Raw genomic sequence first — 25,584 nt, forward strand, 5'->3', positions numbered from 1 at the left:
GGGGCGGGGGCTGACAGCGACTGGATCACGGTGCGCTCTGACTCCTGGGGGATTACTGCGGTGGGCGAAGTCTAGGTCTCCGCAGGCCGGAGCGCTTCTGCTCGCCGTCCGCGCTGCGGCACGCAGGGGATACGGAATTTGAGCTGGGCCCGGAATCCGCTAGAGTTCAACACGTCGCCAGGACGCGGACCGCAGAAAGCAAGCGGGAAGCCGATCGGAGATCACGCGGACGTGGCTCAGTTGGTAGAGCATCACCTTGCCAAGGTGAGGGTCGCGGGTTCGAATCCCGTCGTCCGCTCGGAAGAGGATCGCTCGTCGATCCTTTCTCACTCGGTGGAGTGGCCGAGAGGCGAGGCAACGGCCTGCAAAGCCGTGTACACGGGTTCAAATCCCGTCTCCACCTCCAAGCGCGATTAGCTCAGCGGGAGAGCGCTTCCCTGACACGGAAGAGGTCACTGGTTCAATCCCAGTATCGCGCACTGACCCTCAGGGGTCTGTGCACAGCAGGACGGCAGTTGCAGGACCGCAGTACCCGGCACCACCACCCGCGCGATTAGCTCAGCGGGAGAGCGCTTCCCTGACACGGAAGAGGTCACTGGTTCAATCCCAGTATCGCGCACTGACCCCTCGTGGGTCTTCGCAGGACCATCCCGCGCGATTAGCTCAGCGGGAGAGCGCTTCCCTGACACGGAAGAGGTCACTGGTTCAATCCCAGTATCGCGCACCAGCAGGCCGTCGGCGGTTCGATCCGCAGGCGGCCTCTTGCGTGTGCCCGGACCAAGGAATTCCGGACAAAAAAGCGGGATGCCGCACCCGGACTGCCCTCACCGACAGCCCGGACACGGCACCCGCCGTCTCTGGTGTGGCCCCTGTGGCCTGCGGTACCGCCGCGACCTCAGTGGCCCATGAGCTGGACCATGGTGTTCGCCTGCAGGGCGAACTGGTGCCAGCCGCCGAAGGCGTACGCGAGCAGCGCAGCGACCGGCAGCGCGATGGCCAGCGCCACGAACGGGTTCCTGGTGCCCTCCGTGGACGCACGGCGCCGACGCGCCGGACCCCCTGTCTGCATCGCCATCGCCAACTCCCCCGTCCGCCTCTTCGTCGTCAACGTCTTCTCCGCTCCGGTCACAGCCGCGGCACTGGTCGCGGCGGGCGGAGATCCTCGGGGGACGAGCGTCCCGCCCACCGCGCACAACAACCGTATGACGCGCAGCATTCCCGGTCGTCATGCCAGCGCACGGTCCTCACGGCATCCCGGAGGAGGAGTCTCCGACTCAAGGAGTACTACCCGAGGTGGACCTGGACCCGGTCCGGCCCTCAGGGTGAACCCTGAGGGCCGCCCCCGAGCCCCTCGTGCGTTGCGTATCAGCACACCGGCACCGGTAGTCCGTAAGCTGTGGTCCTGGCAATCGGCAATCAGTGCTCCGAAGTGGACAGCACGCCCCGGACACCGGGGACCTGACGGTGGGACGGCAACGTGGCGAAGATGCGGCTCCGGCGCGAGGACCCGCGACTCGTCGGTCCCTACCGGCTGCACCGCAGGCTCGGCAGCGGCGGCATGGGCGTCGTCTACCTGGGCTCGGACCGCAAGGGCCAGAAGGTCGCGCTGAAGCTCATCCGGGCCGAGCTGGCCGAGGACCAGGAGTTCCGCACCCGCTTCGCACGCGAGGTCGCCGCCGCGGCCAGGATCAAAGGCGGCTGCATCGCGCGGCTGGTCTCCTCCGACATCGACGCCGAACGCCCGTGGCTGGCCACGGCCTACGTGCCCGGGCCCTCCCTCTACAAGCGCGTCGGCGACGAGGGGCCGCTGCACTGGCCCGAGGTGGCCGCGGTCGGCGCGGCGCTGGCCGACGGCCTGGCCCAGGTGCACGACGCCGGCGTGGTCCACCGGGACCTGAAGCCCTCCAACATCCTGCTCTCCCCCAAGGGCCCGCGGATCATCGACTTCGGCATCGCCTGGTCGAGCGGCGCGAGCACCCTCACCCACGTCGGAACGGCGGTCGGCTCCCCCGGCTTCCTCGCGCCCGAACAGGTGCGCGGGGTGGCCGTGACGGGCGCGACGGACGTCTTCGCCCTCGGCAGCACGCTCGCCTACGCGGCGACGGGGGACACCCCGTTCGGCTCGGGCAGCTCCGAGGTGATGCTGTACCGGGTGGTGCACGAGGAGCCGGATCTGACGGCCGTTCCGGCGGCCCTGGCGCCGCTGGTGCGCGCCTGCCTGGCCAAGGACCCCGCCGAGCGGCCGACCCCCGCACAGCTGCACGACCGGCTGCAGAGGCTGGCAGCGCGGGGCGCCGCGATCGGACGCAGCATCGCGCCCCCGCACGCGCGCTCACCCGAGCCCGCCGGCGACGTCCACGACACGCGTGGGGCCCGTGAGGCCCGTGTGCCGCACGAGGCGGGCCGTACGCACGAGCAGCCGCGTCCGACGGGGGCGGGGAGCGCCCGCCCCGCGCCCGCGCGCCCCACGCCGCAGCGCCGCGCCGCCGGACCGATGCCGCCGACGATGCGCGAGCCCCAGCCCACGCCGGCGCGACGCCCCACACCCACGCGCACGCCGCCACCCGCGCGCCCGGGCACGAGACCGGCCGCGCGCCCCACCGGAGGCCCCGCCGCGCGCCGTCGGCTGCTGCGGCAGCGGCTCATCGTCTTCGTCACCGTGACGGCGGGGGTCGCGCTCGCGATCGCGACCGCGCAGGGTTGCGAGAACCGCACAGCGAAAGGCGCCGGCCCCGCGCAGCCGCTCTCCCACGGCACGCCGGTCGCCCCAGCGCCGTCGAAGGCCTGGGCCTCCGGGGCCGCGCAGGACGCGAGCACCGGCCTGGTCGCCGCGTCGGGGACCGACGCGACGGCCCAGGCGGTCGCGGCGGTGGACTGGGCCTCCCGCTCCTATCAGGACCCCGCGGACGGCTCCAGGATCGACCTGCGGAACGGTCACGGCACGGGGCCCGGCGCCCCGGTCAGCCTCACCGCGGTGCTCCCGGCCCGCTACCTCGGGGCGGCCGCGGCGGTCGTGGTGCTGACCCGCCGCGACCGGGCCGTGCCCGAAGACATGATCGAGCTCTATGGCCTCCAGCCGGGTGCAGAACCGGTTCTGCTGGCCGCGCACGCCTCCACCGGCGACCCCAACGGCACCAGCGCCTGGCAGATCCAGAACGGCTCGGTGCTCCGCGAGGAACGCACGCCCGCCAGCGGCGACCACACCGCCAGCACGACCCGCTTCACCGTCGCCGCCAAGGGCACCATGACCGAAACCTGGCCCGGCGCCCCGGCGTCCCCCTCCGCCACGGCCACTCCGACCGCGACGGCAGGCTGACGCCCTCGACACACCCCCGGAGAGTGGGCCCCGAGGCGTGACAGCCAGGGACGGCGCCCAGCCCCGCCGGAGGTGCCAAGGCACGGGCGACCGTGCTCGGCGCCCCCGACATGAGGCTGCGCCGCGCCCACCCACGGCACCCCCAAGGACCCGGGCTCCGCTACGCGGACGCGAGAGCAGCCGGGCCGCTCGGACGGCGCTACGCGGTGCGAGATCCCGCCCGCGGGGGCGCTTCCAGCGGGCGTGGGAGTACAGCCGCGGGCCTCTGGAATCCGCTGTGGGCAGCCGTCGGCAGGATCAGGGGCGGGTGGCGTAGAAGGCGACGGCTGAGGCGGCGGCCACGTTGAGGGAGTCGATGTCGTTGGACATCGGGATGGTGACCCATTCGTCCGCCGCGCGGAGCGCGGCTGTGCTGAGGCCGTTGCCCTCGGTGCCGAAGACCAGCGCCAGGCGCTCGTGCGGGCGGGCGGCGAAGTCGTCGAGGGAGACCGCGTTGTCCGCGAGGCAGAGCGCGGCGATGGTGAAGCCCTCGTCCCGCAGCAGGGTCAGCCCGTCCGGCCACGGGTCCAGCACCGCGTAGGGCAGGCTCAGCACCGCGCCCATGGAGACCTTGACGGAGCGTCGGTAGAGCGGGTCCGCGCAGCGCGGGCTGAGCAGGACCGCGTCCACGCCGAGCGCAGCGGCGTTGCGGAAGGCCGCGCCGGTGTTGGCGTGGTCGACCAGATCCTCGAAGACGGCGACGCGGCGCGCGCCGGCCAGCACGTCCTTCACCGGCGCAGCCGGCTTGCGCTGCATCGAGGCCAGCGCGCCGCGGTGCACGTGGTAGCCGGTGACCTGCTCGGCGACCGCGGGGGTCACCGCGTAGACGGGCGCGGGCACCTCGTCGATGACGTCCTTCATCTGGTCGATCCACTTGGCCGACAGCAGCATCGACCGCATCCGGTAGCCGGCGAGTCTGGCTCGCCGGATCACCTTCTCGCCCTCCGCGATGAACAGCCCCTCCTCCGGCTCGCGGCGGCGGCGCAGTTCGACGTCGGTCAGGGCGACGTAGTCGTGGAGGCGCGGGTCCTCGGGGTCGTCGATGGTGATGAGCTCGGCCACGGGTCGATCCTGCCCGTTACTCCTCAACCTGCCAAGGCGACGACGTCACCGATCACGACGACGGCCGGCGGACGGATCCCTTCCGCCTCCACCACCGCGGCCACCGTGTCCAGGGTGGCCCGCACCACCCGCTGCGCGGAGGTCGTGCCTTCCTGCACTACGGCCACCGGCGTCTCCGGCGAGCGTCCGCCCGCGACCAACGCGGCGGAGATCGCGGCGATCCGCTCGACGGCCATCAGCAGCACGAGCGTGCCGCGCATCCTGGCGGCGGCGTTCCAGTCGACCAGCGAGCGCGGGTCCTCGGGCGCGACGTGACCGGAGATGACGCTGAACTCGTGGGTGACCCCGCGGTGGGTGACCGGGATGCCCGCGGACGCCGGGACGCTGATCGAGCTGGAGATGCCGGGGACGACCGTCACCGGGACGCCCGCCTCGGCGCAGGCGATCAGCTCCTCCATGCCGCGGCCGAAGACGTACGGGTCGCCGCCCTTGAGCCGGACCACGAACTTGCCCGCCTTGGCGTGCTCGATCAGCGCGTTGTTGATCGCCTCCTGGGCCATGTAGCGGCCGTAGGGGATCTTCGACGCGTCGATGACCTCGACGTGCGGCGGCAGTTCCTCCAGCAGCTCGCGCGGGGCCAGGCGGTCGGCGACCACGACGTCGGCCTCGACGAGCAGCCGGCGGCCCTTGACCGTGATCAGGTCGGGGTCGCCGGGACCGCCGCCGACCAGCGCGACGCCGGCCTGGTGGCCCCGGTGGTGCGCGGCGGCGAGGCTGCCGTCGCGGATGCCGCCGATGACCGCGTCCCGCAGGGCGGCGGAGCGGCGCGGGTCGCCGGAGAGCACCGCGACGACGGTCCCCTCCTGCCGCCCGCTGGCCGGCGTCCACGCGGACGCGGCGGAGGCGTCGTCGGCCCGCGCGCAGAAGACCCGCCCGGCTTCGGCCTCGGCGGCGGCCTCGGCGTTGACGGCGGCGTCGGCGGTGGCGATCAGCGCGTACCACGCGTCCGCGAGGTCACCGGCCCGGTATCCGCGGCGCTCCCAGCGGAGCTCACCGGCGTCGGCCATGGCCTGGACGGCGGGCGTGGTCTCCGGGGAGATCACCACGACGTCGGCGCCGGACCCGAGCAGGGTGGGCAGCCGGCGCTGCGCGACCTGCCCACCGCCGAGGACGACGACGCGTCGTCCGGCGAGGCGAAGCCCGACCGGGTACGGCGGAGTGGCGTCGTCGTCGAGAGGGACGGTGGGCATCAGCTGACTCCGTAGGACTCTTGGGACGGTGGGGAGTGTTTCCTCGGGGACGGGGGACCGCGCGAGCCACCACCCGGGTGCGAATGGCGCCGCTCGTTCGGGGACCCACCCCCAGAGTGGCTTGTCGCGCGGTTCCCCGCGCCCCCGGGTGTGGCAACCGACCCGCCCGCGCACAGCGCGCCGGCGGGTCGCTCGGGCGGCGCCTCCCGGCCGAAGACGGCGGAGGAAGCGCACCTCAGTGGAGCCCCGCGCCCCCGGAGGTGCAACGACCTGTTGCGGCGGCACACCGTCGGGCCACCGCCCCGGAGGGCAAAACCGATTCTGCCTCCGGGCCGGGCCCGGGCGGCAGCGCTCAGTGCTTGTCGGTCACGCCCGCAGAGTCGAACGTGGCGACGTCGTGCATCGCCCGGGCCGCCGACTGGACCAGCGGGAGCGCCAGCAGTGCACCCGTGCCCTCGCCCAGGCGGAGGTCGAGGTCGATCAGCGGGCGCAGGCCCAGCTTCGCGAGAGCCGCCTTGTGGCCCGGCTCCGCCGACCTGTGGCCGGCGATGCACGCGGCCAGGACCTCGGGGGCGATGGCCTTGGCCACCAGCGCCGCCGAGCCGGCGATCACGCCGTCCAGGATCACCGGCGTGCGCAGCGACGCCGCGCCGAGCAGGAAGCCGGCGATGGCCGCGTGCTCCAGACCGCCGACCGCGGCGAGGACGCCGATCGGGTCGGAGGGGTCGGGTCGGTGCAGGTCGAGCGCCTGGCGGATGACGCCGATCTTGCGGGCGTGGGTCTCGTCGTCGATGCCGGTGCCGCGGCCGGTCACAACGGCCGGGTCCTCACCGGTGAAGACGCAGATCAGCGCGGCGGCTGCGGTGGTGTTCGCGATGCCCATGTCGCCGGTGACCAGCGCCTTGTTGCCCGCCGCGACCAGGTCGCGCGCGGTCTCGATGCCGACCTCCAGGGCGCGCATCGCCTCCTCGCGGCTCATCGCCGGACCCTGCGTCATGTCGGCCGTGCCGGGACGGACCTTGCGGGGCAGCAGGCCCGTGGTACGGCCGGACTCGATCGCCGGGGGCAGCTCGGACGCGACGCCGACGTCGACGACGCAGACCTCGGCGCCCAGCTGGTTGGCGAAGGCGTTCACGACCGCCCCGCCGGCCAGGAAGTTGCCGACCATCTGCGCGGTGACCTCCTGCGGCCAGGGCGTGACGCCCTGGGCGTGCACGCCGTGATCGCCGGCGAAGACGGCGACGCAGGCGGGCTCGGGGATCGGCGGGGGGCACTTGCGGGACAGGCCGCACAGCTGGGCGGAGATTATCTCCAGCATCCCCAGCGAACCGGCCGGCTTGGTCATCCGCTTCTGCCGGTCCCAGGCTTCGCCCAGCGCCTTGGCGTCCAAGGGGCGGATGCCGCGCAGGGTCTCCTGCAGCACGCTGTGCGGCTCCTCTCCGGGCAGGGCCCGACGGCCGTAGGTCTCCTCGTGCACGACCCAGGACAGCGGACGCTTCTTGGCCCACCCCGCCTGCGCCAGCTCGGGCTCCTCGGGGAACTCGTTGACGTATCCCACACAAAGGTAGGCGACGACCTCGAGATGATCCGGGAGGCCGAGCTCGCGGACCAGCTCCTCCTCGTCGAAGAAGCTGACCCAGCCGACGCCGAGGCCCTCGGCGCGGGCGGCGAGCCAGAGGTTCTCGACCGCCAGGGCGGCCGAGTAGGGAGCCATCTGCGGCTGGGTGTGGCGGCCCAGCGTGTGCCGACCGCCGCGGGTGCGGTCGGCGGTGACGACGATGTTGACCGGGGTCTCCCGGATCGCCTCGATCTTCAGTTCCTTGAACTGCTTGGCGCGGCTCTTGGGCAGCGACTCGGCGTAGATGTCGCGCTGGCGCTCGGCGAGCTCGTGCATCCTGGCCCGGGTCTTGCCCGAGCGGATGACCACGAAGTCCCACGGCTGCGAGTAGCCGACGCTGGGCGCGGTGTGCGCGGCTTCCAGGACCCGGATCAGCACCTCGTGCGGGATCGGGTCGGAGCGGAAGCCGTTGCGGATGTCGCGGCGCTCGCGCATGACGCGGTGGACTGCCTCGCGCATGTCGTCGTCGTAGGCCGGTGCGGCCTCCCCGGCGGCCTCGGCCTCGGGCTCGTCCGCTCCGGACTCGACCGCGCCGTGGGCCTCCGTGTCCTCGGCCTGGACCTGACCCTCGACCTGGACCGCGTCCTGGACCTCGGCGGTCGGCTCCGCGACGACAATCTCCTGGGACTCGGACGCGGACGGCTCCGCCGACCCGGAGGTCTCCGCCGCCTCGGAAGCGGCCTCGGCGGGCACGGCGTCCGGCTCGGGCGCCGCCTCAGGGGCGACCTCCGTCGCGCTCTCGCCGACGGGCTCGGCGGCCTGTTCCACGACGGCCTCGGCGAGCGGCTCGGCGGGGACCTCGGGCGCGGCCTCGGCTGTCGGCTCGGCGTTGAGCACGCCGGTGCCCTGCGCGGTGACCTCGGGCTCGACGGCCGCCGGGGGCGGCGGGGTGATGAACGCGGCGATCCGGCTCTGCGGAGCGTCAACATGTCCGGCCTGCACCGGAATGACCGGCTCTGCCGGCGCTTCGGCCGGTGCCTCGGCGGCCGGCTCGGCCGTCGGCTCCACCACGGGCGCGACGGACTCCACGGGGGCGGCGGGCTCCGCAGGCTGGGCGGCGACGGGCTGCGGGACCGACTCGACCGGCTGCTCGGGCAGCGGCGCAGGCTCGGGCCGGGTCTCGACGACGGGCTCCTGGTGGGCCGGTCCGCCGCCCAGGGTGCTCTCCGGGGACGGCATCTGCACCGGCACCGTCGCGGTCACCGGAGTCATGTGCGCCTCGGCCGCCGCGGCCTCGGACTGGTCCAGGTACTCGGGCACTCCGTGCGTCGCGCCGACCGGCACCGCGACGGGGATCTGGGCGGCCGTGGGCACCGGGGCCACGACGGGGACCGGCGTCGGCACGGGCACCGGGACGACCGGCGTCGGCACGCCGAACGGAGGGGTGCCGGCGGCGAGCGGCGCGTTGCCGCCGTGGCTGCTCGGGCCCCGGTCGGCGAGGGAACGGACCGGGACCTGGCCCGTCATCAGGGACGGGTCGGGGATGGGCGGACCCGCGTGCAGCGGGCGGCGCGGGGCGGCGTTCTGCGCCGAGGCGTCCATCGCGTCGTAACCGATGGACTCCACGGGCGCCTCGCTCAGTTGCTGATCCACCGGGAGCATCTGCTCCATCGGATATCCCTGCATGTTCTCGTTCTGCATGGTCTCGGACGGCACGGGCGCGACGAACGGGCCGCCGTGCGCCTGCGCCTGGAACGTCTGCTCCGCGGAGGGCATGCCGAGGGGCGCCTGCTCCGCCTGCGGGTCGCCGAGGGCCGGGGGCAGCAGCGGTGGCCACGAGGGCGCGGGCGCCTCGACATGCGCCGAGGCATGCATCGGTACGCCCTGCGCGGCATGGTCCGGCACGCCGGGCTGGAACGCCTCGACCGGCGAGCCGGGCGCGTAGCCGGGAGGCGGCGTCAGGCCGGGCGCGGCGAGCGGCGCTCCTGGCTCCTGGGCGCGCGCGGCCGCGTCGTTCCAGGCTCCCTGCGGACCGGGCATGAGCAGCTCGTCCTCTTCCTCGTCGAGCTCGTCGAGGAAGGTGTACGCCGGCCGGACTCCCTGGGCCGGGCCGGGCTCGGCCGCGAAGCCCGCAGGCTGCAGCACCTGCTCCGCCTCGGCGCCCGGGACCTGCCCCCCGTTCGGGACGTTGCCGGATTCGCTCATGTCACTGGCTCCTTCCAGGGCCGCCTGGCGTCCATGGCGTCGCGGTACACGACCACGACACCCACCGTTCCGGTCCTCGCCTCGCTGCAACAGGCCGGCGCGCACCGATCTGTCGCATAAAGAACGACAGAACCGGGGCAACCGGCACGATCGCCCCGGACTCACCGGCATTCTTCCGTCCCGCCAGGGGCGATGGCCAACCTGCACGCCCACCCGGACTGTGGCTTCCGCCACGTTGCGCCCTGCCCCGTCAGAACAAAGCGTCAGCCTACCTGGCGTCAGTGACGGCGGGCGCCACGGTCTTGCGCGCCGGACACCCGTGCGAGGGGTGATGTTCCCGGCCGCGTCCGTCACGAGCCACCCCGACCCGAGCGCCTGTCCGCGGCTCCCCGGCCGAGGGCCGGGGGTGGCCGCCGGGACGGGCCCGGAGTCCTGTCCGACGACTCGCGCCGTGCGCCCGCGCCGTCCGGCACCGTGCCTCACGAGACGGTGGGTCGGCTCGTAGCGGGGACGGACTCGGCGCGCCAGGCAGCGCGACGGACGCGATGGCGGCGGCGCGGGCCGGGCGGGATTCGCCGACCGGGCGCGAGGACCTGTCTTCAAACCCCCGCAGGGCCAGGCCCGCCCGACACGGCCTCCCTCAGCCTCCGATCCGGAGGCGGGTCATCGACGTACGGTCCCGTACGAGGACACCCCTTCGCCTTGCTTCCGAGCGCGCCGGCCGACCCGGGCTGATCCGACGAGGGAGTACAGACAGGCCTCAGCGGTCTCCCCAGAGGACGAATCCCGGTGAGGCGGCGCCCAACTGGCCGTCGGCGTCGAGCGGCGAGGACTGCAGCAGGCTGCCCTCGACCCGGTAGCCGGACTCGGCGAAGGCGTGGCGGATCTCCTCGGCCTGGCCGAGGGATCCGGGCACGGCCACGATCCGTTCCGGCCGCCGGGCCAGGCACGCGCGCAGCACCGCCGCGCCGCCGCGGACCAGGACGGTGTCCGGCTCGGGCAGGTCGGCCAGCACCTCGGGCGCGGTGCCGGGGACGGTCTGCACCTCCACGCCCGCCCGGCGGGCGTTGACGTCGAGTCGGGCGCAGGCGTCGGCGTCGCGGTCGACGGCGATGACCGCCGCACCGCAGCGGGCCGCCTCGACGGCGACGGCGCCGTCGCCCGCGCCGATGTCCCAGAGCAGGTCGCCCGGGCGCGGCCCGAGCCGGGCCAGCACGAGCGCCCGCACCGGAGCGGGCAGATCGCGTTCGTAGCCGTTCGTCTCCGAGGGCAGCGCCCAGCCGCGTGCGGAGTCGGGGTAGCCGACCGGCCGTCCGGCCAGCCAGCCGGAGGGCGGGGTCGCGCCGTTGCGGCCGGAGCCGCCGACGACCAGCACGACGTTCGGGTCCCGCCACAGGTGGTCCGGCACCCGGTCGGAGGTCAGCACGGTGACGTTCTCGTCGGGCGTGCCCAGTGCCTCGCAGATGACGAAGGTGCGGTGCACGTCCCGCAGCATCAGGGCCAGCTCCGACGGGCCCGCGCCCGGCGCGGTGAGCACCGCGACCTTGGCGTTGGCGCGGCAGATGTTGACCGCGCGGCGCAGTCCGCGCCCGTGCGTGCTGACGATCTGCGCGTCGTCCCAGGGCATGCCCGCGCGGGCGAACGCGGCGGCGACGGAGGAGACCGCGGGGACGACCTCGAGCTCCAGGCCGTACTCGGGGCGACGCAGGGTCCGGACGACGCCGAAGAAGCCGGGGTCGCCGTCGGCGACGACGACCGCCGCGCCGCGGTGGTCGGCGACCCGGCGGGCGACCAGCTCGACGCTGCCGAGCACCATCCGCTCGACGCCCTTGGACAGGTCGAGCGCCTGGAGCTGCTGACTGCCGCCGGCCACGAGCGTGGCCGCGTCGATGGCCGCCTGCGCGGCCTGGCTGAGCGGGGAGCCGTCCCAGCCGATCACGGTGACCCGGTCAGCCATGGCGGTGGTTCCGCCTGTCCACGATTCCCCCAGCGTCGGAAGCAGGTCGTGCGAAGGTCGTGCGAACGTCGTGCGTGCGTACTCGGAGCCGTCGACCGAACGGGGTCGGGCGAACGGAAGAGTCGAGCACGCGTGTGGCACTGCCACACCCGCGCGCACAGGCTAGCCGGTTCCGCCGCGCGGATCACCCCGGGCGGCGTGACCGTCCGGGTCGTCAGCCCCAGCCGGGTTCCAGGTCCTCGGGGAGCAGGCTCCAGACGATGAGGTCGGAGCGGCTGGTGTGCTCGGCGTCGGCGCCGCGGACCAGCCAGGCGTTGCGCAGCACGCCCTCGCTGATCGCGCCCAGCTTCTGGGCGACCTGCTGGGCGGGGGTGTTGCCGGCGGCGGTGCGCAGCTCCAGCCGTTCGAACTTCTGGTCCTCGAACAGCCACTGCGCCACGGCGTGCACGATCTCGCCGCCGTAGCCCTCGCCGCGGGCCCAGGAGGCGACCACGACCTGCGCCTCGGTGCTGCGCAGCCGCCAGTCGGTGGCGCGCAGGCGGACGGTGCCGATCAGACGCTGGGTCAGGAACTCGACCGCGGCGAGTGCAAGACCGTTTCCTCCCGCGCGTTCGGCGGCGGCGCGGGCCAGGACCCACGCGTCGGCGTCGGCGTCGGTGTAGGGGTGGGGCACGGTGGTCCACTGGTGGACCAGTTCGTCGTTCATCATCTCGGCCAGCGCCGGTGCGTCGTCCGGCTCGAAAGCACGCAGCTCCAGGCGATCGGTGTTGATGGTGATCTCCGGGAACGTCGGGGCGGTTGCCCTCCTGGCACACCCGGACGGCCCGGACCTCCCGGACGCCGTATCGCTGCTGCTCATGGAACGATCATGCTCCAGGGTGGGGGCCGACGTCACCTGTTTGCCCCGGCGCGCCGTGGCGGGCGGGGCAAACAGGCGGGGCCGGCGCTGGGCGCGAGCGTGAGCAACCGAGGCTACTCGCTCCGTCAGAAGGCCGGAACGACCGACCCGGAGAAGGTGGTGTCGATGTACTGCTTCACCTCGGGCGAGTGCAGCAGCGCGGCCAGCTTCTTGATCCGCGGGTCGTTCTGGTGGCCGGACTTCACCGCGAGGATGTTGGCGTACGGGTTGTCCTGTGCCTTCTCCAGCAGCAGCGCGTCCTTCTCCGGGTTGAGCTTGGCGTCGAGCGCGTAGTTGCCGTTGATGACGGCCGCGTCCACGTCGGAGAGGGTGCGCGGCAGCTGGGCCGCGTCGATCTCCTGGAACTTCAGGTGCTTCGGGTTGTCCGTGACGTCGTTCGGCGTGGCGGTGGTGCCGACGCCGTCCTTCAGCTTCAGCAGCCCGTTGTCGGCCAGCAGCTTGAGGGCGCGGCCCTCGTTGGTGGCGTCGTTGGGCACCGCGATCGTGGCGCCGTCGGCGAGGGCGGCGGCGGACTTCACCTTGTTCGAGTACAGGCCCAGCGGCTCCAGGTGCACGGCCTCGACGGAGACGATGTTCGTTCCGTGCGTCTTGTTGAAGTCGTCGAGGTAGGGCTGGTGCTGGAAGTAGTTGGCGTCTGCGGAGCCGTCCTGCACGGCGGTGTTCGGGGTGACGTAGTCGGTCACCACCTTCACCTGGAGGTTCAGGCCGGCCTTGGCGGCCAGGTTCTTCTCGATGTACTCGAGGATCTGCGCGTGCGGTGTCGGGCTCGCCACGACGACCAGCGGCTTGCTCGCGTCGGCGGAGGAGCCGGAGGCGGCGGAGCCGGTCGCGGACGAGGAGCTGCCGCAGGCGGCGAGGGTGAGCGCGAGCGCGCTGGTGGCGAGAGCTGCGGTGGTGTACTTCACGGAGGTACGCACGAAAAGTGCCCTTCCTGTTCCTTGCTTGCGTTGCTTGCGTTGCTTGCGTTGCGGATGGTGCGGGTGGTTCAGCGCGCGGTGGCGCCGGAGAGCTCCGGCTCGCGCGCGGGGGTCTCCGCGGCCTCGGGGGCCTCGGAAGTCCGGTGGGCGGCACGTCGCGGAAGGACGCGCCCGCGGCGGCCGGCGGCGCCGCGCTTGTGGTCGAGCCGTCGGGCGAGCCCCTCGCCGAGCAGCTGGACCAGGGTGACCAGGACGATCAGCTCGGCGGCGATGACCCACATGAAGGTGGTCTCGAAGCGCATGTAGCCGTAGTTGATGGCCAGGGTGCCGAGTCCGCCTCCGCCGACCGTGCCGGCCATGGCGGAGTAGCCGATCAGCACGATCACGGTCGTGGTGACGGCCGAGACCAGCGCGGGTAGCGCCTCGGGCAGCAGCGCCTTGCGGACGACGGTGGCGGCCGAGCCGCCCATCGCCTGCACGGCCTCGACCAGTCCCCCGTCGACCTCGCCGACGGCGGACTCGACCAGGCGCGCGAAGAAGGGGATCGCCCCGACCGCGAGCGGCACGGTCGCCGCCTGCCAGCCGAGCGTCGTGCCGACGACCCAGCGGGTGAACGGGATGATCGCCACGATCAGGATGACGAAGGGCAGCGAGCGGCCGATGTTCACGACTGTGCCGACGAGCTTGTTGACGGCGGCGTTCTGCAGCAGGCCGCCCCGACGGGTCAGGACGAGGAGCAGTCCGAGCGGCAGGCCGACCAGTACGGTGGCGACGGCCGCCAGGCCGACCATCCAGAGCGTCTCCTGCGTGGCCTGCCAGAGCAGCGGCTGCATGTCGTTCCAGTTCATGCCGCCCCCCTCCCGGCTCGTGCTCCGTCTCGGCTCCGCGACTGCGCGCTCGGTGAGACCTCCACCTGAAGGCCCTGCTCGCGCAGGAACCCGATCGGGACCACGTTCTCCTCGAAGCGGCCGGGCAGCGCCACGCGCATCCGGCCCACCTGCCGGCCGGCGACGGTCTCGACGGCGGCGCCGATGATGTTCACGTCGACGTTGTAGGTGCGCGACAGCTGGGAGATGAACGGCTGGACGGCGGCGTCGCCCTGGAAGGTGATCTCCACGACGGTGCTGCCCTGCAGCGGGGCGTCCGGGTCCTCGGGCCCCGCGCCGAGCGGGAACAGTTCGCGGGCCAGCTCGGAGCCGGGCTGCGCCAGCAGCTCGCCGAGCGTGCCCGACTCGACCACGCGACCGCCCCGCATCAGCGCGGCGGAGTCGCAGACGGACTTGATCACTTCCATCTCGTGCGTGATGAGCAGGACGGTCAGCCCGAGCTGCTGGTTGAGCTCGCGCAGCAGCTGGAGGATGGAGCGGGTGGTCTCGGGGTCGAGCGCGGAGGTCGCCTCGTCGGAGAGCAGCACCTTCGGGTCGCCGGCCAGCGCCCTGGCGATGCCGACGCGCTGCTTCTGGCCGCCGGAGAGCTGCGCCGGGTAGGCGCGGGCCTTGTCGGCGAGGCCGACGAGCTCCAGCAGCGAGGCCGCCTTGGCGCTGCGCTCGCGGCGGGAGAGGCCGGTGAGCTCCAGCGGCAGCTCGACGTTCTCGGCGACGGTGCGCCGGTCGAGCAGGTTGAAGTGCTGGAAGACCATGCCGATGGACCGGCGGGCCTCGCGCAGCTCGGCCGCGGAGAGCGCGGTCAGCTCACGGCCGTCGACACGGACGCTGCCCGAGCTGGGCCGCTCCAGCAGGTTCACGCAGCGGATGAGGGTGCTTTTGCCGGCACCGCTGGTGCCGACGACGCCGTAGACCTCGCCCTTGCGGACATGGAGGTCGACACCGTCGAGCGCGTGGGTTTCCCGGCCCTGGGCGCGGTAGACCTTGCGCAGGTCAGATGTGGTGATCACAGGATTTCCGTGGGTCGGCGCGCGAAATCGACCGATCGCGCGGGAGGAGATGTGCGGGAGCGACCCGGAGCTGGGCTCTACGGGCGCGGGAGGAACCGAGCGAAACGCTCAGCAGCCGCACATTCGACAACAGCGCATGCCACGACCACCTGCCGGCATGGCGCCGGTGAGGTGTGCAGTCGTGTTCGCAGTCATGGCAGACAGTTAAGCAGACGATCCACAGAAGGCCCAAAACGGACGAGGAACCAGGCAACGCCTGAGGGGCGCGAGGAACGGCACGACAAGCCACCCTGTGCGGATCGTCCTCGACGCGCAGGGCCGTCCGCAGGTCAGTGGTTGCCCGCGCGGTTCCTCGCGCCCCTGACGGTGCAACTACATCAAGCCGAGACAGCGAGGTCGTCGACCCGCTTCTCCAGGCTGATGAAGCTCAGCTTGCTGTTGACCTCCTCCACCTCCGTCGGACGGTAGCCCAGGCGCTGGTAGAGGCGCAGATTGCCGACACTGCGGTGACCGGTGAAGAGGCGGTAGGCGACCACGTGGGCCTCGTTCGCCAGGCGGGTCTCCATCGCGCGCAGAAGCCGGCTGCCCAGCCCGTGACGCTGCATGCGCGGGTGGACGCAGAGACGCCCTATCCTGCCGACCCCGTCCGCGTCGACCCAGCCGCGGACGCTGCCGACGACCTCCTCGCCGAGGCGGGCGACCAGGACGTGGCGCTCCTTCAGCTCCGTGCGGAGGCTGTCCAGACTCTGCGTCAGCGGCTCGATGTTCCAGTCGCCGTAGAGCTCGGCCTCGCCCTGGTAGCAGAGGTACTGCAGCTTCAGGATCCGTTCGGCGTCGTGCTCGGTGGCGACCGTGGTGGTCACGCTCATGCCCATCCGCGTCCTCCCTTTCTCGTGAGCCCGGCCGCGCGAGACTGAGGGGAGGGCGACCGGGTTGCCCTGACCGGAGGTGTGGTCTGCCTGACGATCATGCGTCGTCATCGGCGTACGTTCCAGAGCCCTTTACCCACCGGTCCCCGGATTGCAACCTTGGCCGCCGACCGAATCGGCGCCGCTACCGGCCGGTTTCCCTGACGCCCCATGAGGATTGCGTCCATAGTGATCGGATTCACGGCACTCGAACGGACTTCGTACAGACGAGCGAGCAAGCGAGGATGCGAACAGCATGGACATCAACAGGGACTACGACGTCCTCGTCGTCGGCGCCGGGCCCACCGGCCTGCTGCTGGCCGGGGACGTCGCCGCGGCCGGACTGCGCGTCGCGCTGCTCGAACGGCGCGCGGAGGAGTCCAACCTCACCCGGGCGTTCGCCGTGCACGCCAGGACCCTGGAGCAGCTCGACGCCCGCGGCCTGGCCGACGAACTGCTGGAGACCGGCGCCAGGCTCGACAGCCTGCGCGTCTTCGGCACGCTGCGGATCGACCTGGGGCGGCTGCCGAGCCGGTTCCCGCTGCTGCTGATCACGCCTCAGTACCACACCGAGCAGTTGCTGCTGCGGCGCGCGCTCGACGCGGGGGCGACCCTGCTGCGCGGCACCGAGGCCGTGGCGCTGCGCCAGGACCCCGAGGGGGTCGAGGTGGACGCGGAGATCGGCGGGGAGCGGATCACCTTCCGCGCCGCGTACGCCGTCGGCACGGACGGGGTGCGCAGCCGCGTCCGCGAGCTGCTGGGGGTGGACTTCCCCGGCGAGTCGGCGATCTCGTCGGTGATGCTGGCCGACGTGAAGGTGGAGCGTCCGCCCGCGGACGTGCTGACCGTCGGCGCGAACAGGTCCGGCTTCGCGTTCATGGCCCCGTTCGGAGACGGGTGGTACCGGGTCATCGCCTGGGACCGCTCCGACCAGCGGCCGGACGGCGATCCGGTCGACTTCGACGCGCTGCGGCGTGTGGCGGCCGAGATCTTCGAGGAGGACCACGGCCTGCACGACCCACGCTGGCTCTCGCGCTTCCACAGCGACGAGCGGCAGGCGCCCGACTACCGGGTGGGACGGGTCTTCCTCGCGGGCGACGCGGCGCACTGCCACTCCCCCGCGGGCGGGCAGGGCATGAACACCGGCCTGCAGGACGCGGCCAATCTGGGCTGGAAGCTGGTCGCCGCGGTGCGGGGCTGGGCGCCGCCCGGGCTGCTGGACAGCTACCAGGCCGAGCGTCACCCCGTCGGGCGGCAGGTGCTGCGCACCTCGGGCGGCATCCTGCGGGTCGCGCTGGGCGAGTCCCCCGCGCTGCGGGCGCTGCGCACGGTGCTGAAGACCCTCGGCAACCGGCTGCGGCCGCTGACGCGCCGCGGCGGGCTGGAGGTGTCCGGCATCGCCATCTCGTACCAGAAGCAGGCCCCGGAAGGCGCTCACCGTCTCGTCGGCCTGCGCGCGCCGGACGTCGAGCTGACCCTGGCGGACGACGGGAAGGGACCGGCCCGGCTGTACGAGGCGCTGCGTCAGGGCCGCTTCGTCCTGGTCGGCCCGGACGCGTCGGCGGCGGCCGACAGCTGGCCGGATCGCCTGGTCACAGCAGCCTCGGCGAAGGTGACGACGCGTACGGTGCTCGTCCGCCCGGACGGCTACGTGGCCTGGGCGGCCGAGGGCCCGACGGCGTCGGAGCTCCGCGAGGGCCTCACGGCCTGGCTCGGCGCCCCGGCCGCGGAGCCTACGCCGGGCGCCGAAGGTCGCGCAGCGGCTCGGGCCCGGATCCCCGACGAGGCCGAGACCGAGCCGACGGCGGCAGCCGAGGGCGACGGCCCGTCGCAGGCCGCGCCGGAGGCGGTGACCCCGGCCCCGGACGAGCCGGAGGCGGGACCGTGACGAGCACGCCGGAGCCTGACGACGCGGCCCCGCCCGGCAGGCACGCCGGACCTTGGACCTGCTCCCGTCGGCTCCGACCGGTCGGCCCCTCCGTCCGCGTCACCCGTCGCAGGCCGCGCCGGAAGCGGTGACCCCGACCCCGGACGAGCCGGAGGCGGGACCGTGACGAGCACGCCGGAGCCTGACGACGCGGCCCCGCCCGGCAGGCATGCCGGACCTTGGACCTGCGCCTCACCCGTCGCCGGGCGCGCCTGGAGTGGCGAAGCCCCGCGCCGCGCGGGAGGCCGTGGAGGGCCCGGTCCGGGGGACGAGGCCGGGCCCTCCACGGGAGGGGAAGCCGGTCAGACGACCGGCTCGACCCCGGTAGGGAGGAAGTGCCGCAGGTGATCCTTGAGGAAGTCGCCGATGGCACGCGGCTCATGGCCGGTGATCCTCCGGACGTCGTCGGTGACCGGCTCGCCGACGCCCTGGCGGTAGAGGCCGAAGACGGCGGCGGCATGGTCGGTCTCCCACCGCGGCCGGTTCGCGCCCGCCATGTGGCGGGCGAACTCCTCGCCCGACATGTCGTCACACCGCACCGGTCGGGACGTCAGCTCGGTGAGCAGCTGGGCGATCTCGCGGTAGGTCGGGGCGGTGGGACCGCTCAGGGTGTAGCTCTCTCCCTCGTGGCCCGGCTCGGTGAGGACCCGGGCCGCCACCTCGGCGACGTCACGGAGGTCGACCATGCTGATCCCCCGGTCCCCGGCCGGGCTCACCAGCATGCCCCGTTCCCGCACCGATGCCGCGCACCGGTGCAGGAGCACCTGCATGAAGTAGTTGGGGAAGAGGACCGTGCTGGGGAGGCCGCGCTTGGCCAGGTACTGCTGGGTGATCCAGTGCCGTCGCGCGCGGGCGTCCGGGCTGTCCTCGCGGACGGCGGGGCCCCAGGACGAGACCTTCACGACCCGTGCGCCCACGTCCGCGGCGACGTCCGCCGCGTTGTTCTGGAGCTCGACCTGGTCGGGCGCGTGCGGCGTCAGCACGAACATCGCCTCGCAGCCCCTGGCCCCGGCCGGCAGCGGTCCGGGATCCCTGAGATCGCCGTGCACCACCCGGACCCCGGGCTCCGTCAGCACGCTGCCGGACGGCAGCGGTCCTTCGGTCTCCGGGACCAGGGCGGTCACCTCCGCTCCCCGGTCCAGCAACGCGCGGACCACCAGCCCGCCCAGGTCTCCCGACGCGCCGATCACATAGACGGGCATGGACAGGTTCTCCTCACCGCTCGCGTGCTCATCAGTGCGTGTGTCCCTGGTGCTGGTGCCCCTCGCCGTGGGAGTGACCCTCGTGCTTGTGGCCCTCGCCGTGCTTGTGGCCCTCGCCGTGGGAGTGACCGCCGGCGTGCTTGTGGCTGTGCGGGTGGTGTCCGTGGTCGCCGTGGCCCTCGGGCAGCACGCCGCCGTGGGCGGCCAGGTGGCAGGCCGGGCAGACCATCCGGCCGCGGTGGTCGTGCAGCGTCTCCACGCTGGTCGGCTCGCCGCAGTCCACGCAGACGTCGACCGGCGCGAGCCGCTTCGGGCTCGGCGCGGCGGTGGCGACCTCGTCGACGACGAGGATCTCCTCGGCCGGCACCTCCAGCAGCTTGGCGATCCGCTCGGACTGGGCGAGGGCGAACCGCGTCTCGTCCTCGACGGTGGCCGTGCCGGCCTCGATGCGCTCGGCGAGCGCCCAGATCTCCTCGCTGCGGAAGACGATGCTGTCGGCCTTGGCGCGGATCCTGACACCGGTGTCGGCGCCGCGCTCCCAGAAGGTGAAGACGTTGCGACCGGCGTCCTCGTGGATCAGGTTCCGCTTGCCGAAGGTGCAGCCGGTCAGCACCTGTAGGGCGTCGACCGCGCAGGCGTCGGTCTCGCTGACGATCATCAGCGCGGCGGCGGGCTCCTCCAGGCCGAGCCTGGACAGCGCGGCCTCCGCGACCCGCAGGCCGAAGGCGGCGCCCGGGCACTCGTGCTGGTGGAAGCGGATCACGTCGGCGAATGCCTCGGTGCGGTTCATCGGTGGCTCCTAGTGGTGGGTCAGGTGGTCGGCCGGCTTCAGCCGGCTTCGGTCGGGGTCGAGCGGAACGGGTCGAGCGGAAGGCGGTCAGGCGGCCGCGGCCTGGACGCCGGGCAGCGAAGGGACCAGCCGCAGCGTGGCCTCGCGCCCGTTGTCGCCCTCGTGGAAGGCGCGCAGACGCGGGCGGTGCAGGTCGACGACGGAGAGGATGAAGGTCCACTGGTCCGTCTCGGCGGCGAGCACCCGGTCGAGTTCGGTGCAGGTGTCGCGCAGCGGATCGTGCGGCCAGGCGACCCGGTGGGTGTGGTAGTTGCCGAAGAGCACCCAGTCGGTGTGGTCACAGGCGCGTTCGATGTCGAGCAGTTCGCGCGGGTCGGCGATCCAGCCGCGCTGCTCCATCGGCGTCTCGGACGGGATGGCGTGGGCTCCGACGGCCTCGTCCATCATCCCGCGGTGGTCCGCGTCGTGACGCAGGTTGGCGATCAGCGGGAAGACGCCGGTGACCCGGAAGCCGTTCGCGGTCGGCCGACCGGCGAGCATGCCGAAGGCCTTGCGTTCGGGGGTCTCGCCGTCCAGGTAGTGACCGGTCAGCTTGCGTACCGCGTGACCCACCACGCTGGCGTACAGGGCCCGGGGGAAGACGATCTCCGCGGCCGGGGAGAGGCCGCCGAGCGTCGCGGGGGAGCCGGTGGCGGTCGCCGTCACCGCAGGTCGTCCGCGGCTCGGCGGGCGCCCGCGCCGCCCGGGGCGGGCCGCACGGCCAGGGCCTCCCGGGCCCGGGCCACGGCGCGACCGCTCAGCGCGACCGACTGTCCCAGGTAGGCGGTGGGGTCGAAGATCTGGTCGAGCTGCGCCTGGTCGATCGGCGCGCCGGCCAGGCCGTCCTGCTCGGCCAGGGTCCGCAGCGAGGTGCCGCTCTGCCTCGCGGACTGGGCGAGTTCGTAGACGTACTCGTGCGCGGTCTGCTTGCCGATGTGCGCGCCGAGAGTCAGCATCAGCTTCTCCGTGGCGATCTGCTCGGCGACCTCGCTCACGTTCTCCCACATCCGCTCCGACCGGACGCTCAGGCTGTCGACGACGTGGCTGATGAGCTCGCAGGCCGAGAGCGCGAAGTGGGAGGCGTCCGGGACGCACGCCCACTCGATGCGCAGGGTGCGGGAGTCCCTTTCGTTGTCGCCGCCGAGGCAGGCGAGGGCGTTGGTGACCTGGGCGGCCGTCAACCTGGCCATCGCCACGGCCATCTCGCAGGCCTCGGGGTTGCGCTTGTGCGGCATCGTGCTGCTGCCCACCTGGCCGTGCCGCCAGCCGAGCGCCAGTTCGCCGAACTCGGGGCGGGCCAGCAGCCGCACCTCGTCGCCGATCCGGCCCATGGTGCCCGCCACCATGGCGAGGCAGGCCACGAACTCGACGACGCGGTCGCGGGAGACGTGCCAGGAGACGGCCGGGGCGTAGAGGCCGAGCCGTTCGGCGAAAGCGTCCAGCAGCGGGAGCGCCTGCTCGCCGAGGCCGGCCATGGTGCCGACCCCGCCGAAGAGCTGCACCGCCAGCACCCGCGGGCGCAGCTCGGAGATGCGCTCCAGGTGGCGGACCAGTTCGTCGATCCAGCTGCCGATCTTCACGCCCAGGCCCATGGGCAGCGCGGGCTGGGCGTGCGTGCGGCCCAGGGCGACCGTGGCCGCGTGCTCGTCGGCCAGGTCGGACAGGCGCTCGACCAGGGAGCGCAGTTGGGACTCCACCTCGTCCAGGACGTCGCGCATCTCCAGCGACTGGGCGGTGTCCTGGATGTCCTGGGTGGTCGCCCCGTAGTGGACGAACTCGCCGGCGCCACCGGGGCAGGCGGCCTGGAGGCCGCGCAGGAAGGCCACCAGCGAGTGGCTGGTGCGACGGATCTCGGCGCGGATGGCGGGTAAGTCCAGGTTCTCGACCTTCGCCGCCCCGGCGATGGCGTCCGCCGCCTCGCGCGGGATGATGCCCAGCTCGGCCTGACAGAGCGCCAGTGCGGACTCCACGTCCAGCCAGCGCTGGTAGCGACACTCGTCGCAGAAGATCCGGTGGCTGGCGGTGGTGCTGTACCGGTGACCGTAGAAGGCGGAGTCCGTGATGTGGCTGCGGGCGTGTCCGCATCTTTCCGAGGCCTCGGCCGGCCCGTGGCCGGGGGTCTGGTCCGGCGCGGCCGCGAAGGCGGGCGCGGCGGCTGCACCGGCGGCGGGCGAGGGAGCAGGGCCGCTCCTGACGATCGTCTCGCTGAACGCGTTCATCGTGTTTCCTCCTCGGTGGGCGGTGCGGGGACGACGGCTGCGCGACGGCCGCGCGGCGCGGCGCGCGAGACGCGGTACGGACTGGTCCCGTAGGGGCGGTCCCCGGTAGGGCCCGCGGCGGCGGCGATGTCCAGGGCGATCCGACGGGCGCTGACCCCGCGGTCCCTGGCGCCGCAGAGGATGTCGCCGACCAGTTCGCGCATCATCGCGGCGAGCGTGTCGAGCACCTCGCGCGGGTCCGGGGTCGCGGTCGGGCCGAAGAGCGCCTCCATCGAGGCGGACCCGCCGATGCCGCCGATGAAGTCGGGGACGACCAGCACCCCGCGGTCGGTGAGCAGTTGCTCCGCGGTCTCGCTCAGTCCGCAGTTGGCGCCGACCGCGACGATGGGCACCGGTACCACGGCTGCCTGCGCGGGGCTCATCGCGTCCTCGCCGCCGGCCAGGATCATCACGTCCGCCGGCAGGTCGAAGAGCGCCTCCTTGGGCAGCCGCATCGGGTCCCCCAGCAGGCCGGGCACCGGCCTGATCTGGTCGATGGTGAGCATCCGCGCGAGGTCGAGGCCGCGCGGGTCGATCGCGCAGCCGTACGCGTCGGTCACCGCGGTGACGCGCACCGCTTCGTCCAACAGGGCGGCCGCTGCGGCCCGTCCGAGATTCCCGAATCCCTGGAGCGCGACCGTCACCTGCGTCAGGCGGCGTCCGGAGTGCGTGGCGGCGGCGAGGGCCGCGTGGGCGAGGGCGTGTCCGGCCCGTCGCTGACCGAGCGTCAGCGGACCGACGGGGATGTCCAGCAGGCCCATCCTGGCCCGGAACTCGGTGTCGGTGATCTGCTGGGCGTGCCGGATCGCGACCTTCACCGAGCCGATGCCGGCGTCCGCGGCGATGCGCTCCAGCTCCTCGAACCTGGTGCCCATGTCGCACCCCATGCTGAACCGGGTGCGCAGCTCGCCCTCGAGGAACCGGACGAACCTGGCGAGCACGGCCGCCCGCTCGGGTCCCCTCGGGTCGTAGGCGATACCGCACTTGGCCCCGTCGACGCCGATCCCGAGGACCCGCTGCTTGAGCGTCATGCGGGCGGCGAGGGTGCGCAGGGTGTCGGCGGTGAGGTCGGCGCTCATCCGGCAGCCCCCTGCCGCGAGACGACTGTCCATCCGGTCGTAGACGAGGAAGCCGGGGCAGTTTTCAACAGGATCGCGGTATTCGATGACGCGGGTCATCACTCCCCCAGGTCCTTGGGCGCTCACGCCATGGGCATACTTGTCTGCTACGCTGACAATCAGCTGTGATGTCGAATTTCATCATGGGAGAGGCCCATTCGAGCGTCAAGGGGATCTCGGGCGGTCCTTGAAGGGCTCCAGCGGCGCTCCATCTCTCCTCGGTCGAAAGCCCACTGGTGATCGAGAGGCAGGTCGCGCAACGTGGCACACAACACCCGCCAACACCCCGCCGATGAACCGCAGTTCGAGGGCCTGCAGGTCTGGCACGCGTTCCTGCTGCGCAAGGCCGGCCAGCTGGTGACCGAGCAGGCCGAAGGGGTTCTCGACCCCCTGGACATGACGCTGCGCCAGTTCGGCGTGCTGAACGTCGTGCAGAGCGAACCGGGTCTCAACCAGCGGGCCGTGGGCGAGAAACTCCGCATCGACCGGACCACGATCGTCGCGCTGGTCGACGCCCTGGAGCAGGCCGGAATGCTGGAGCGCCGACGCGGGACCGACCGGCGCAGCTTCGACCTCTTCCTCACCGAGCGCGGGGAGGACCGCCTTCGGGAGGCCAGGAAGCGCATGACCGAGGTCCACGAGCACTTCCTCCAGCCGCTCTCCCCCGCCGAGCGCGAGCTGCTGCGCGAACTGCTGCTCCGCGTGGCCACGGAGAGCCGCTGAACACACCCACCGCGCGCCCCTCGGCCGCCATTCTTGACAGGGAGCCAGATAGTCAGCGAACCTGACAATCAAGCAACTGCGACTCCTTTGCAAGAGCGCCGTGCGGGCGATCCGCCCCGCCGGCGACACCGGCCCGCGGCACGCGCCGCCGGCACGCCTCCGAGGAGCTGGCCGATATGGCGTCAACTTTGGGAAAGCGACTGAGAGCGTCCTTCGACCGCAGGGAACTGCTGCGGCTGGGATCGCTGTTGGGGGTCGTGGCGGCCCTGCACATCATCGGCTTCGGCCTGTTCGTCCACTACAACAGCATCCCCAAGTACCACTCGATCTCCGACGCGCACGGCACCCTGCTGTACGCGGGCGCCGCGGGCCTCGCCTACGTCTTCGGTTTACGGCACGCCTTCGACGCCGACCACATCTCGGCGATCGACGACACCACCCGGCTGCTGCTGCAGAAGGGCAGGAAGCCGCTCGGCGTGGGGCTGGCCTTCTCGCTCGGCCACTCCACCGTCGTGCTCGCCCTCTCGGTCGGCGTCGCCTTCGCCGCGAACGCCGCCGCCCACTTCCAGCAGGGCTTCGCCGCCACCGGCGGACTGATCGGCACCCTGGTCTCCGGCACCTTCCTGTACATCGTGGCCATCTTCAACTTCGTGATCCTGGCCGGCATCTGGAAGGTCTGGCGGCAGGTCAAGTCCGGCAGCTACGAGGAACAGCACCTGGAGGAGCTGCTCGCCTCCCGCGGCTTCATGAACCGCATCTTCAAGGGCCGGTACAACCGGTTCATCAGCCACTCGTGGCAGATGTACCCGGTCGGCGTCCTGTTCGGTCTCGGCTTCGACACGGCCACGGAGGTCGGCCTGCTCGGCATCTCCGCCTCTGCGGCCGCAGGCTCGGGCACCGGTGGGGCGACCCTGCCGCCACTGGCGATCATCGCGCTGCCGATCATCTTCGCGGCCGGGATGTCCCTGATGGACACGATCGACGGCGCGTTCATGGCCAAGGCCTACGACTGGGCGTTCGGCAACCCGGTCCGGAAGATCTACTACAACATCAGCACCACCGGGCTCTCCATCTTCGTCGCCTTCGTGGTGGGCACGCTCGAACTGATCGGGGTGGTCAGCGACCGGCTGGGCGTGGCCGACCAGGAGCCCTGGCGGACGATCGACGCCATCGACCTGAACCGGATCGGGTACTTCATCGTCGGCATCTTCCTGCTCACCTGGATCGGCAGCGTGGTGTGGTGGAAGGTGCGCAAGCTGGAGGACCGCTACGCCTCCGCCATGGCCCCCTCGGCGACCGTGGCCGTGCTCGACCAGGTCAGCCTGGACCCCACCGCGATGACCGAGGAGCAGCTGGCCGGCATCCGCGCCACGATCCATCACGAACTGCACCACCACGGCCTCCAGCACCGCCACCGCCCGGCAACCGCCGCCGCCCGCGTCGAGGAGCCGTCCGGCGTGGCACAGACCACCCCGGCCTGACGGGCCGGCAGGCCGGGACCG

At 72.7% G+C, this 25,584-nt stretch carries 18 protein-coding genes, 5 tRNA genes and 1 pseudogene; 9 read left to right on the forward strand and 15 right to left on the reverse strand.

Annotated features, from left to right (window positions below; translation table 11 throughout):
• The first annotated feature begins 225 nt into the window (after positions 1-225).
• The 5 genes from BS83_RS29645 to BS83_RS29665 all read left to right on the forward strand — a co-directional run bounded on the left by BS83_RS29645 (position 226) and on the right by BS83_RS29665 (position 727).
• Positions 226-298: transfer RNA gene (locus BS83_RS29645), tRNA-Gly, on the forward strand.
• Positions 299-332: 34 nt separating this feature from the next.
• Positions 333-406, forward strand: a tRNA-Cys gene (locus tag BS83_RS29650).
• A 1-nt stretch (position 407) separates the two neighbouring features.
• Positions 408-479: transfer RNA gene (locus BS83_RS29655), tRNA-Val, on the forward strand.
• A gap of 68 nt (positions 480-547) precedes the next feature.
• Positions 548-619, forward strand: a tRNA-Val gene (locus tag BS83_RS29660).
• A gap of 33 nt (positions 620-652) precedes the next feature.
• Positions 653-727 (forward strand) — tRNA-Val (locus tag BS83_RS29665).
• Between the two features lie 168 nt (positions 728-895).
• Here the strand turns inward: BS83_RS29665 and BS83_RS45805 are convergent.
• Positions 896-1,075 (reverse strand): hypothetical protein, encoded by a 180-nt coding sequence (locus BS83_RS45805; protein WP_157597365.1) that lies wholly within the window; start codon positions 1,073-1,075, stop codon positions 896-898.
• A 402-nt stretch (positions 1,076-1,477) separates the two neighbouring features.
• Here BS83_RS45805 and BS83_RS29670 point away from each other — a divergent pair.
• Positions 1,478-2,731, forward strand: a pseudogene (locus tag BS83_RS29670) (protein kinase domain-containing protein); the annotation flags it as partial.
• Between the two features lie 882 nt (positions 2,732-3,613).
• Here the strand turns inward: BS83_RS29670 and BS83_RS29675 are convergent.
• From BS83_RS29675 to BS83_RS29715, 9 genes are all read right to left on the reverse strand, one after another.
• Positions 3,614-4,417: a TrmH family RNA methyltransferase gene (locus BS83_RS29675; RefSeq protein WP_037606511.1), complete on the reverse strand. Its 804-nt coding sequence runs from the start codon at positions 4,415-4,417 to the stop codon at positions 3,614-3,616.
• Between the two features lie 23 nt (positions 4,418-4,440).
• Complete coding sequence (gene cobA / locus BS83_RS29680; protein ID WP_037606513.1) at positions 4,441-5,667, reverse strand: uroporphyrinogen-III C-methyltransferase; 1,227 nt, start codon at positions 5,665-5,667, stop codon at positions 4,441-4,443.
• A 352-nt stretch (positions 5,668-6,019) separates the two neighbouring features.
• Positions 6,020-9,430, reverse strand: coding sequence for a nicotinate-nucleotide--dimethylbenzimidazole phosphoribosyltransferase (cobT, locus tag BS83_RS29685; RefSeq protein ID WP_037606514.1), 3,411 nt, complete (start codon positions 9,428-9,430; stop codon positions 6,020-6,022).
• A 760-nt stretch (positions 9,431-10,190) separates the two neighbouring features.
• Positions 10,191-11,387, reverse strand: coding sequence for a precorrin-6y C5,15-methyltransferase (decarboxylating) subunit CbiE (cbiE, locus tag BS83_RS29690; RefSeq protein ID WP_037606515.1), 1,197 nt, complete (start codon positions 11,385-11,387; stop codon positions 10,191-10,193).
• A gap of 214 nt (positions 11,388-11,601) precedes the next feature.
• Complete coding sequence (locus BS83_RS29695; RefSeq protein ID WP_084714308.1) at positions 11,602-12,246, reverse strand: GNAT family N-acetyltransferase; 645 nt, start codon at positions 12,244-12,246, stop codon at positions 11,602-11,604.
• A 125-nt stretch (positions 12,247-12,371) separates the two neighbouring features.
• Positions 12,372-13,223, reverse strand: coding sequence for a MetQ/NlpA family ABC transporter substrate-binding protein (locus BS83_RS29700; protein WP_037606516.1), 852 nt, complete (start codon positions 13,221-13,223; stop codon positions 12,372-12,374).
• A 68-nt stretch (positions 13,224-13,291) separates the two neighbouring features.
• Entirely contained in the window at positions 13,292-14,071 is a 780-nt protein-coding gene (locus tag BS83_RS29705; RefSeq protein WP_063774250.1) for a methionine ABC transporter permease, read from the reverse strand.
• Complete coding sequence (locus BS83_RS29710; protein ID WP_037606517.1) at positions 14,068-15,117, reverse strand: methionine ABC transporter ATP-binding protein; 1,050 nt, start codon at positions 15,115-15,117, stop codon at positions 14,068-14,070. Before BS83_RS29710 ends, BS83_RS29705 begins: the two co-directional genes overlap by 4 nt.
• Before the next feature lie 377 nt (positions 15,118-15,494).
• Positions 15,495-15,992 (reverse strand): GNAT family N-acetyltransferase, encoded by a 498-nt coding sequence (locus BS83_RS29715; protein WP_037606518.1) that lies wholly within the window; start codon positions 15,990-15,992, stop codon positions 15,495-15,497.
• A gap of 289 nt (positions 15,993-16,281) precedes the next feature.
• Here BS83_RS29715 and BS83_RS29720 point away from each other — a divergent pair, with 289 nt between their 5' ends.
• The gene (locus BS83_RS29720; RefSeq protein WP_063774251.1) at positions 16,282-17,913 is read left to right on the forward strand and encodes an FAD-dependent monooxygenase; all 1,632 of its coding nucleotides are present in this window, start codon (positions 16,282-16,284) and stop codon (positions 17,911-17,913) included.
• A gap of 341 nt (positions 17,914-18,254) precedes the next feature.
• Here BS83_RS29720 and BS83_RS29725 read toward each other — a convergent pair whose 3' ends face one another.
• From BS83_RS29725 to BS83_RS29745, 5 genes are all read right to left on the reverse strand, one after another.
• Complete coding sequence (locus tag BS83_RS29725; RefSeq protein WP_051944301.1) at positions 18,255-19,154, reverse strand: NmrA family NAD(P)-binding protein; 900 nt, start codon at positions 19,152-19,154, stop codon at positions 18,255-18,257.
• A 31-nt stretch (positions 19,155-19,185) separates the two neighbouring features.
• On the reverse strand, positions 19,186-19,944 hold the full coding sequence (locus tag BS83_RS42330; protein WP_051944303.1) for an FmdE family protein: 759 nt from the start codon (positions 19,942-19,944) through the stop codon (positions 19,186-19,188).
• Positions 19,945-20,031: 87 nt separating this feature from the next.
• Positions 20,032-20,649 carry an MPN domain-containing protein gene (locus BS83_RS29735; RefSeq protein WP_037606519.1) on the reverse strand — a complete coding sequence of 206 codons (618 nt, stop codon included), beginning with the start codon at positions 20,647-20,649 and terminating at the stop codon, positions 20,032-20,034.
• A complete protein-coding gene (locus BS83_RS29740; protein ID WP_084714311.1) occupies positions 20,646-22,202 on the reverse strand; it encodes a class-II fumarase/aspartase family protein in 1,557 nt (518 codons plus the stop codon). Before BS83_RS29740 ends, BS83_RS29735 begins: the two co-directional genes overlap by 4 nt.
• Positions 22,199-23,419 (reverse strand): Glu/Leu/Phe/Val dehydrogenase dimerization domain-containing protein, encoded by a 1,221-nt coding sequence (locus BS83_RS29745; RefSeq protein WP_051944305.1) that lies wholly within the window; start codon positions 23,417-23,419, stop codon positions 22,199-22,201. The genes BS83_RS29740 and BS83_RS29745 overlap by 4 nt, the downstream gene beginning before the upstream one ends.
• 201 nt (positions 23,420-23,620) lie before the next feature.
• Here BS83_RS29745 and BS83_RS29750 point away from each other — a divergent pair, with 201 nt between their 5' ends.
• Positions 23,621-24,082, forward strand: a complete 462-nt coding sequence (locus tag BS83_RS29750; RefSeq protein WP_051944307.1) for a MarR family winged helix-turn-helix transcriptional regulator — start codon at positions 23,621-23,623, stop codon at positions 24,080-24,082.
• A gap of 176 nt (positions 24,083-24,258) precedes the next feature.
• Positions 24,259-25,563 (forward strand): HoxN/HupN/NixA family nickel/cobalt transporter, encoded by a 1,305-nt coding sequence (locus BS83_RS29755; protein WP_084714314.1) that lies wholly within the window; start codon positions 24,259-24,261, stop codon positions 25,561-25,563.
• Positions 25,564-25,584: the final 21 nt, after the last annotated feature.

It is taken from the genome of Streptacidiphilus rugosus AM-16 (assembly GCF_000744655.1).
GTDB lineage: Bacteria > Actinomycetota > Actinomycetes > Streptomycetales > Streptomycetaceae > Streptacidiphilus > Streptacidiphilus rugosus.

Excerpts from the sequence above, each read along its gene's own strand:
- BS83_RS29720 (WP_063774251.1), top strand. The coding sequence starts at position 16,282 with ATGGACATCAACAGGGACTACGACGTCCTCGTCGTCGGCGCCGGGCCC.
- BS83_RS29715 (WP_037606518.1), bottom strand. The coding sequence starts at position 15,992 with ATGGGCATGAGCGTGACCACCACGGTCGCCACCGAGCACGACGCCGAA.
- BS83_RS42330 (WP_051944303.1), bottom strand. The coding sequence starts at position 19,944 with ATGAACCGCACCGAGGCATTCGCCGACGTGATCCGCTTCCACCAGCAC.
- BS83_RS45805 (WP_157597365.1), bottom strand. The coding sequence starts at position 1,075 with ATGGCGATGCAGACAGGGGGTCCGGCGCGTCGGCGCCGTGCGTCCACG.
- BS83_RS29705 (WP_063774250.1), bottom strand. The coding sequence starts at position 14,071 with ATGAACTGGAACGACATGCAGCCGCTGCTCTGGCAGGCCACGCAGGAG.
- cbiE (WP_037606515.1), bottom strand. The coding sequence starts at position 11,387 with ATGGCTGACCGGGTCACCGTGATCGGCTGGGACGGCTCCCCGCTCAGC.
- BS83_RS29745 (WP_051944305.1), bottom strand. The coding sequence starts at position 23,419 with ATGACCCGCGTCATCGAATACCGCGATCCTGTTGAAAACTGCCCCGGC.
- BS83_RS29725 (WP_051944301.1), bottom strand. The coding sequence starts at position 19,154 with ATGCCCGTCTATGTGATCGGCGCGTCGGGAGACCTGGGCGGGCTGGTG.
- cobA (WP_037606513.1), bottom strand. The coding sequence starts at position 5,667 with ATGCCCACCGTCCCTCTCGACGACGACGCCACTCCGCCGTACCCGGTC.
- BS83_RS29740 (WP_084714311.1), bottom strand. The coding sequence starts at position 22,202 with ATGAACGCGTTCAGCGAGACGATCGTCAGGAGCGGCCCTGCTCCCTCG.
- cobT (WP_037606514.1), bottom strand. The coding sequence starts at position 9,430 with ATGAGCGAATCCGGCAACGTCCCGAACGGGGGGCAGGTCCCGGGCGCC.
- BS83_RS29695 (WP_084714308.1), bottom strand. The coding sequence starts at position 12,246 with ATGAGCAGCAGCGATACGGCGTCCGGGAGGTCCGGGCCGTCCGGGTGT.
- BS83_RS29755 (WP_084714314.1), top strand. The coding sequence starts at position 24,259 with ATGGCGTCAACTTTGGGAAAGCGACTGAGAGCGTCCTTCGACCGCAGG.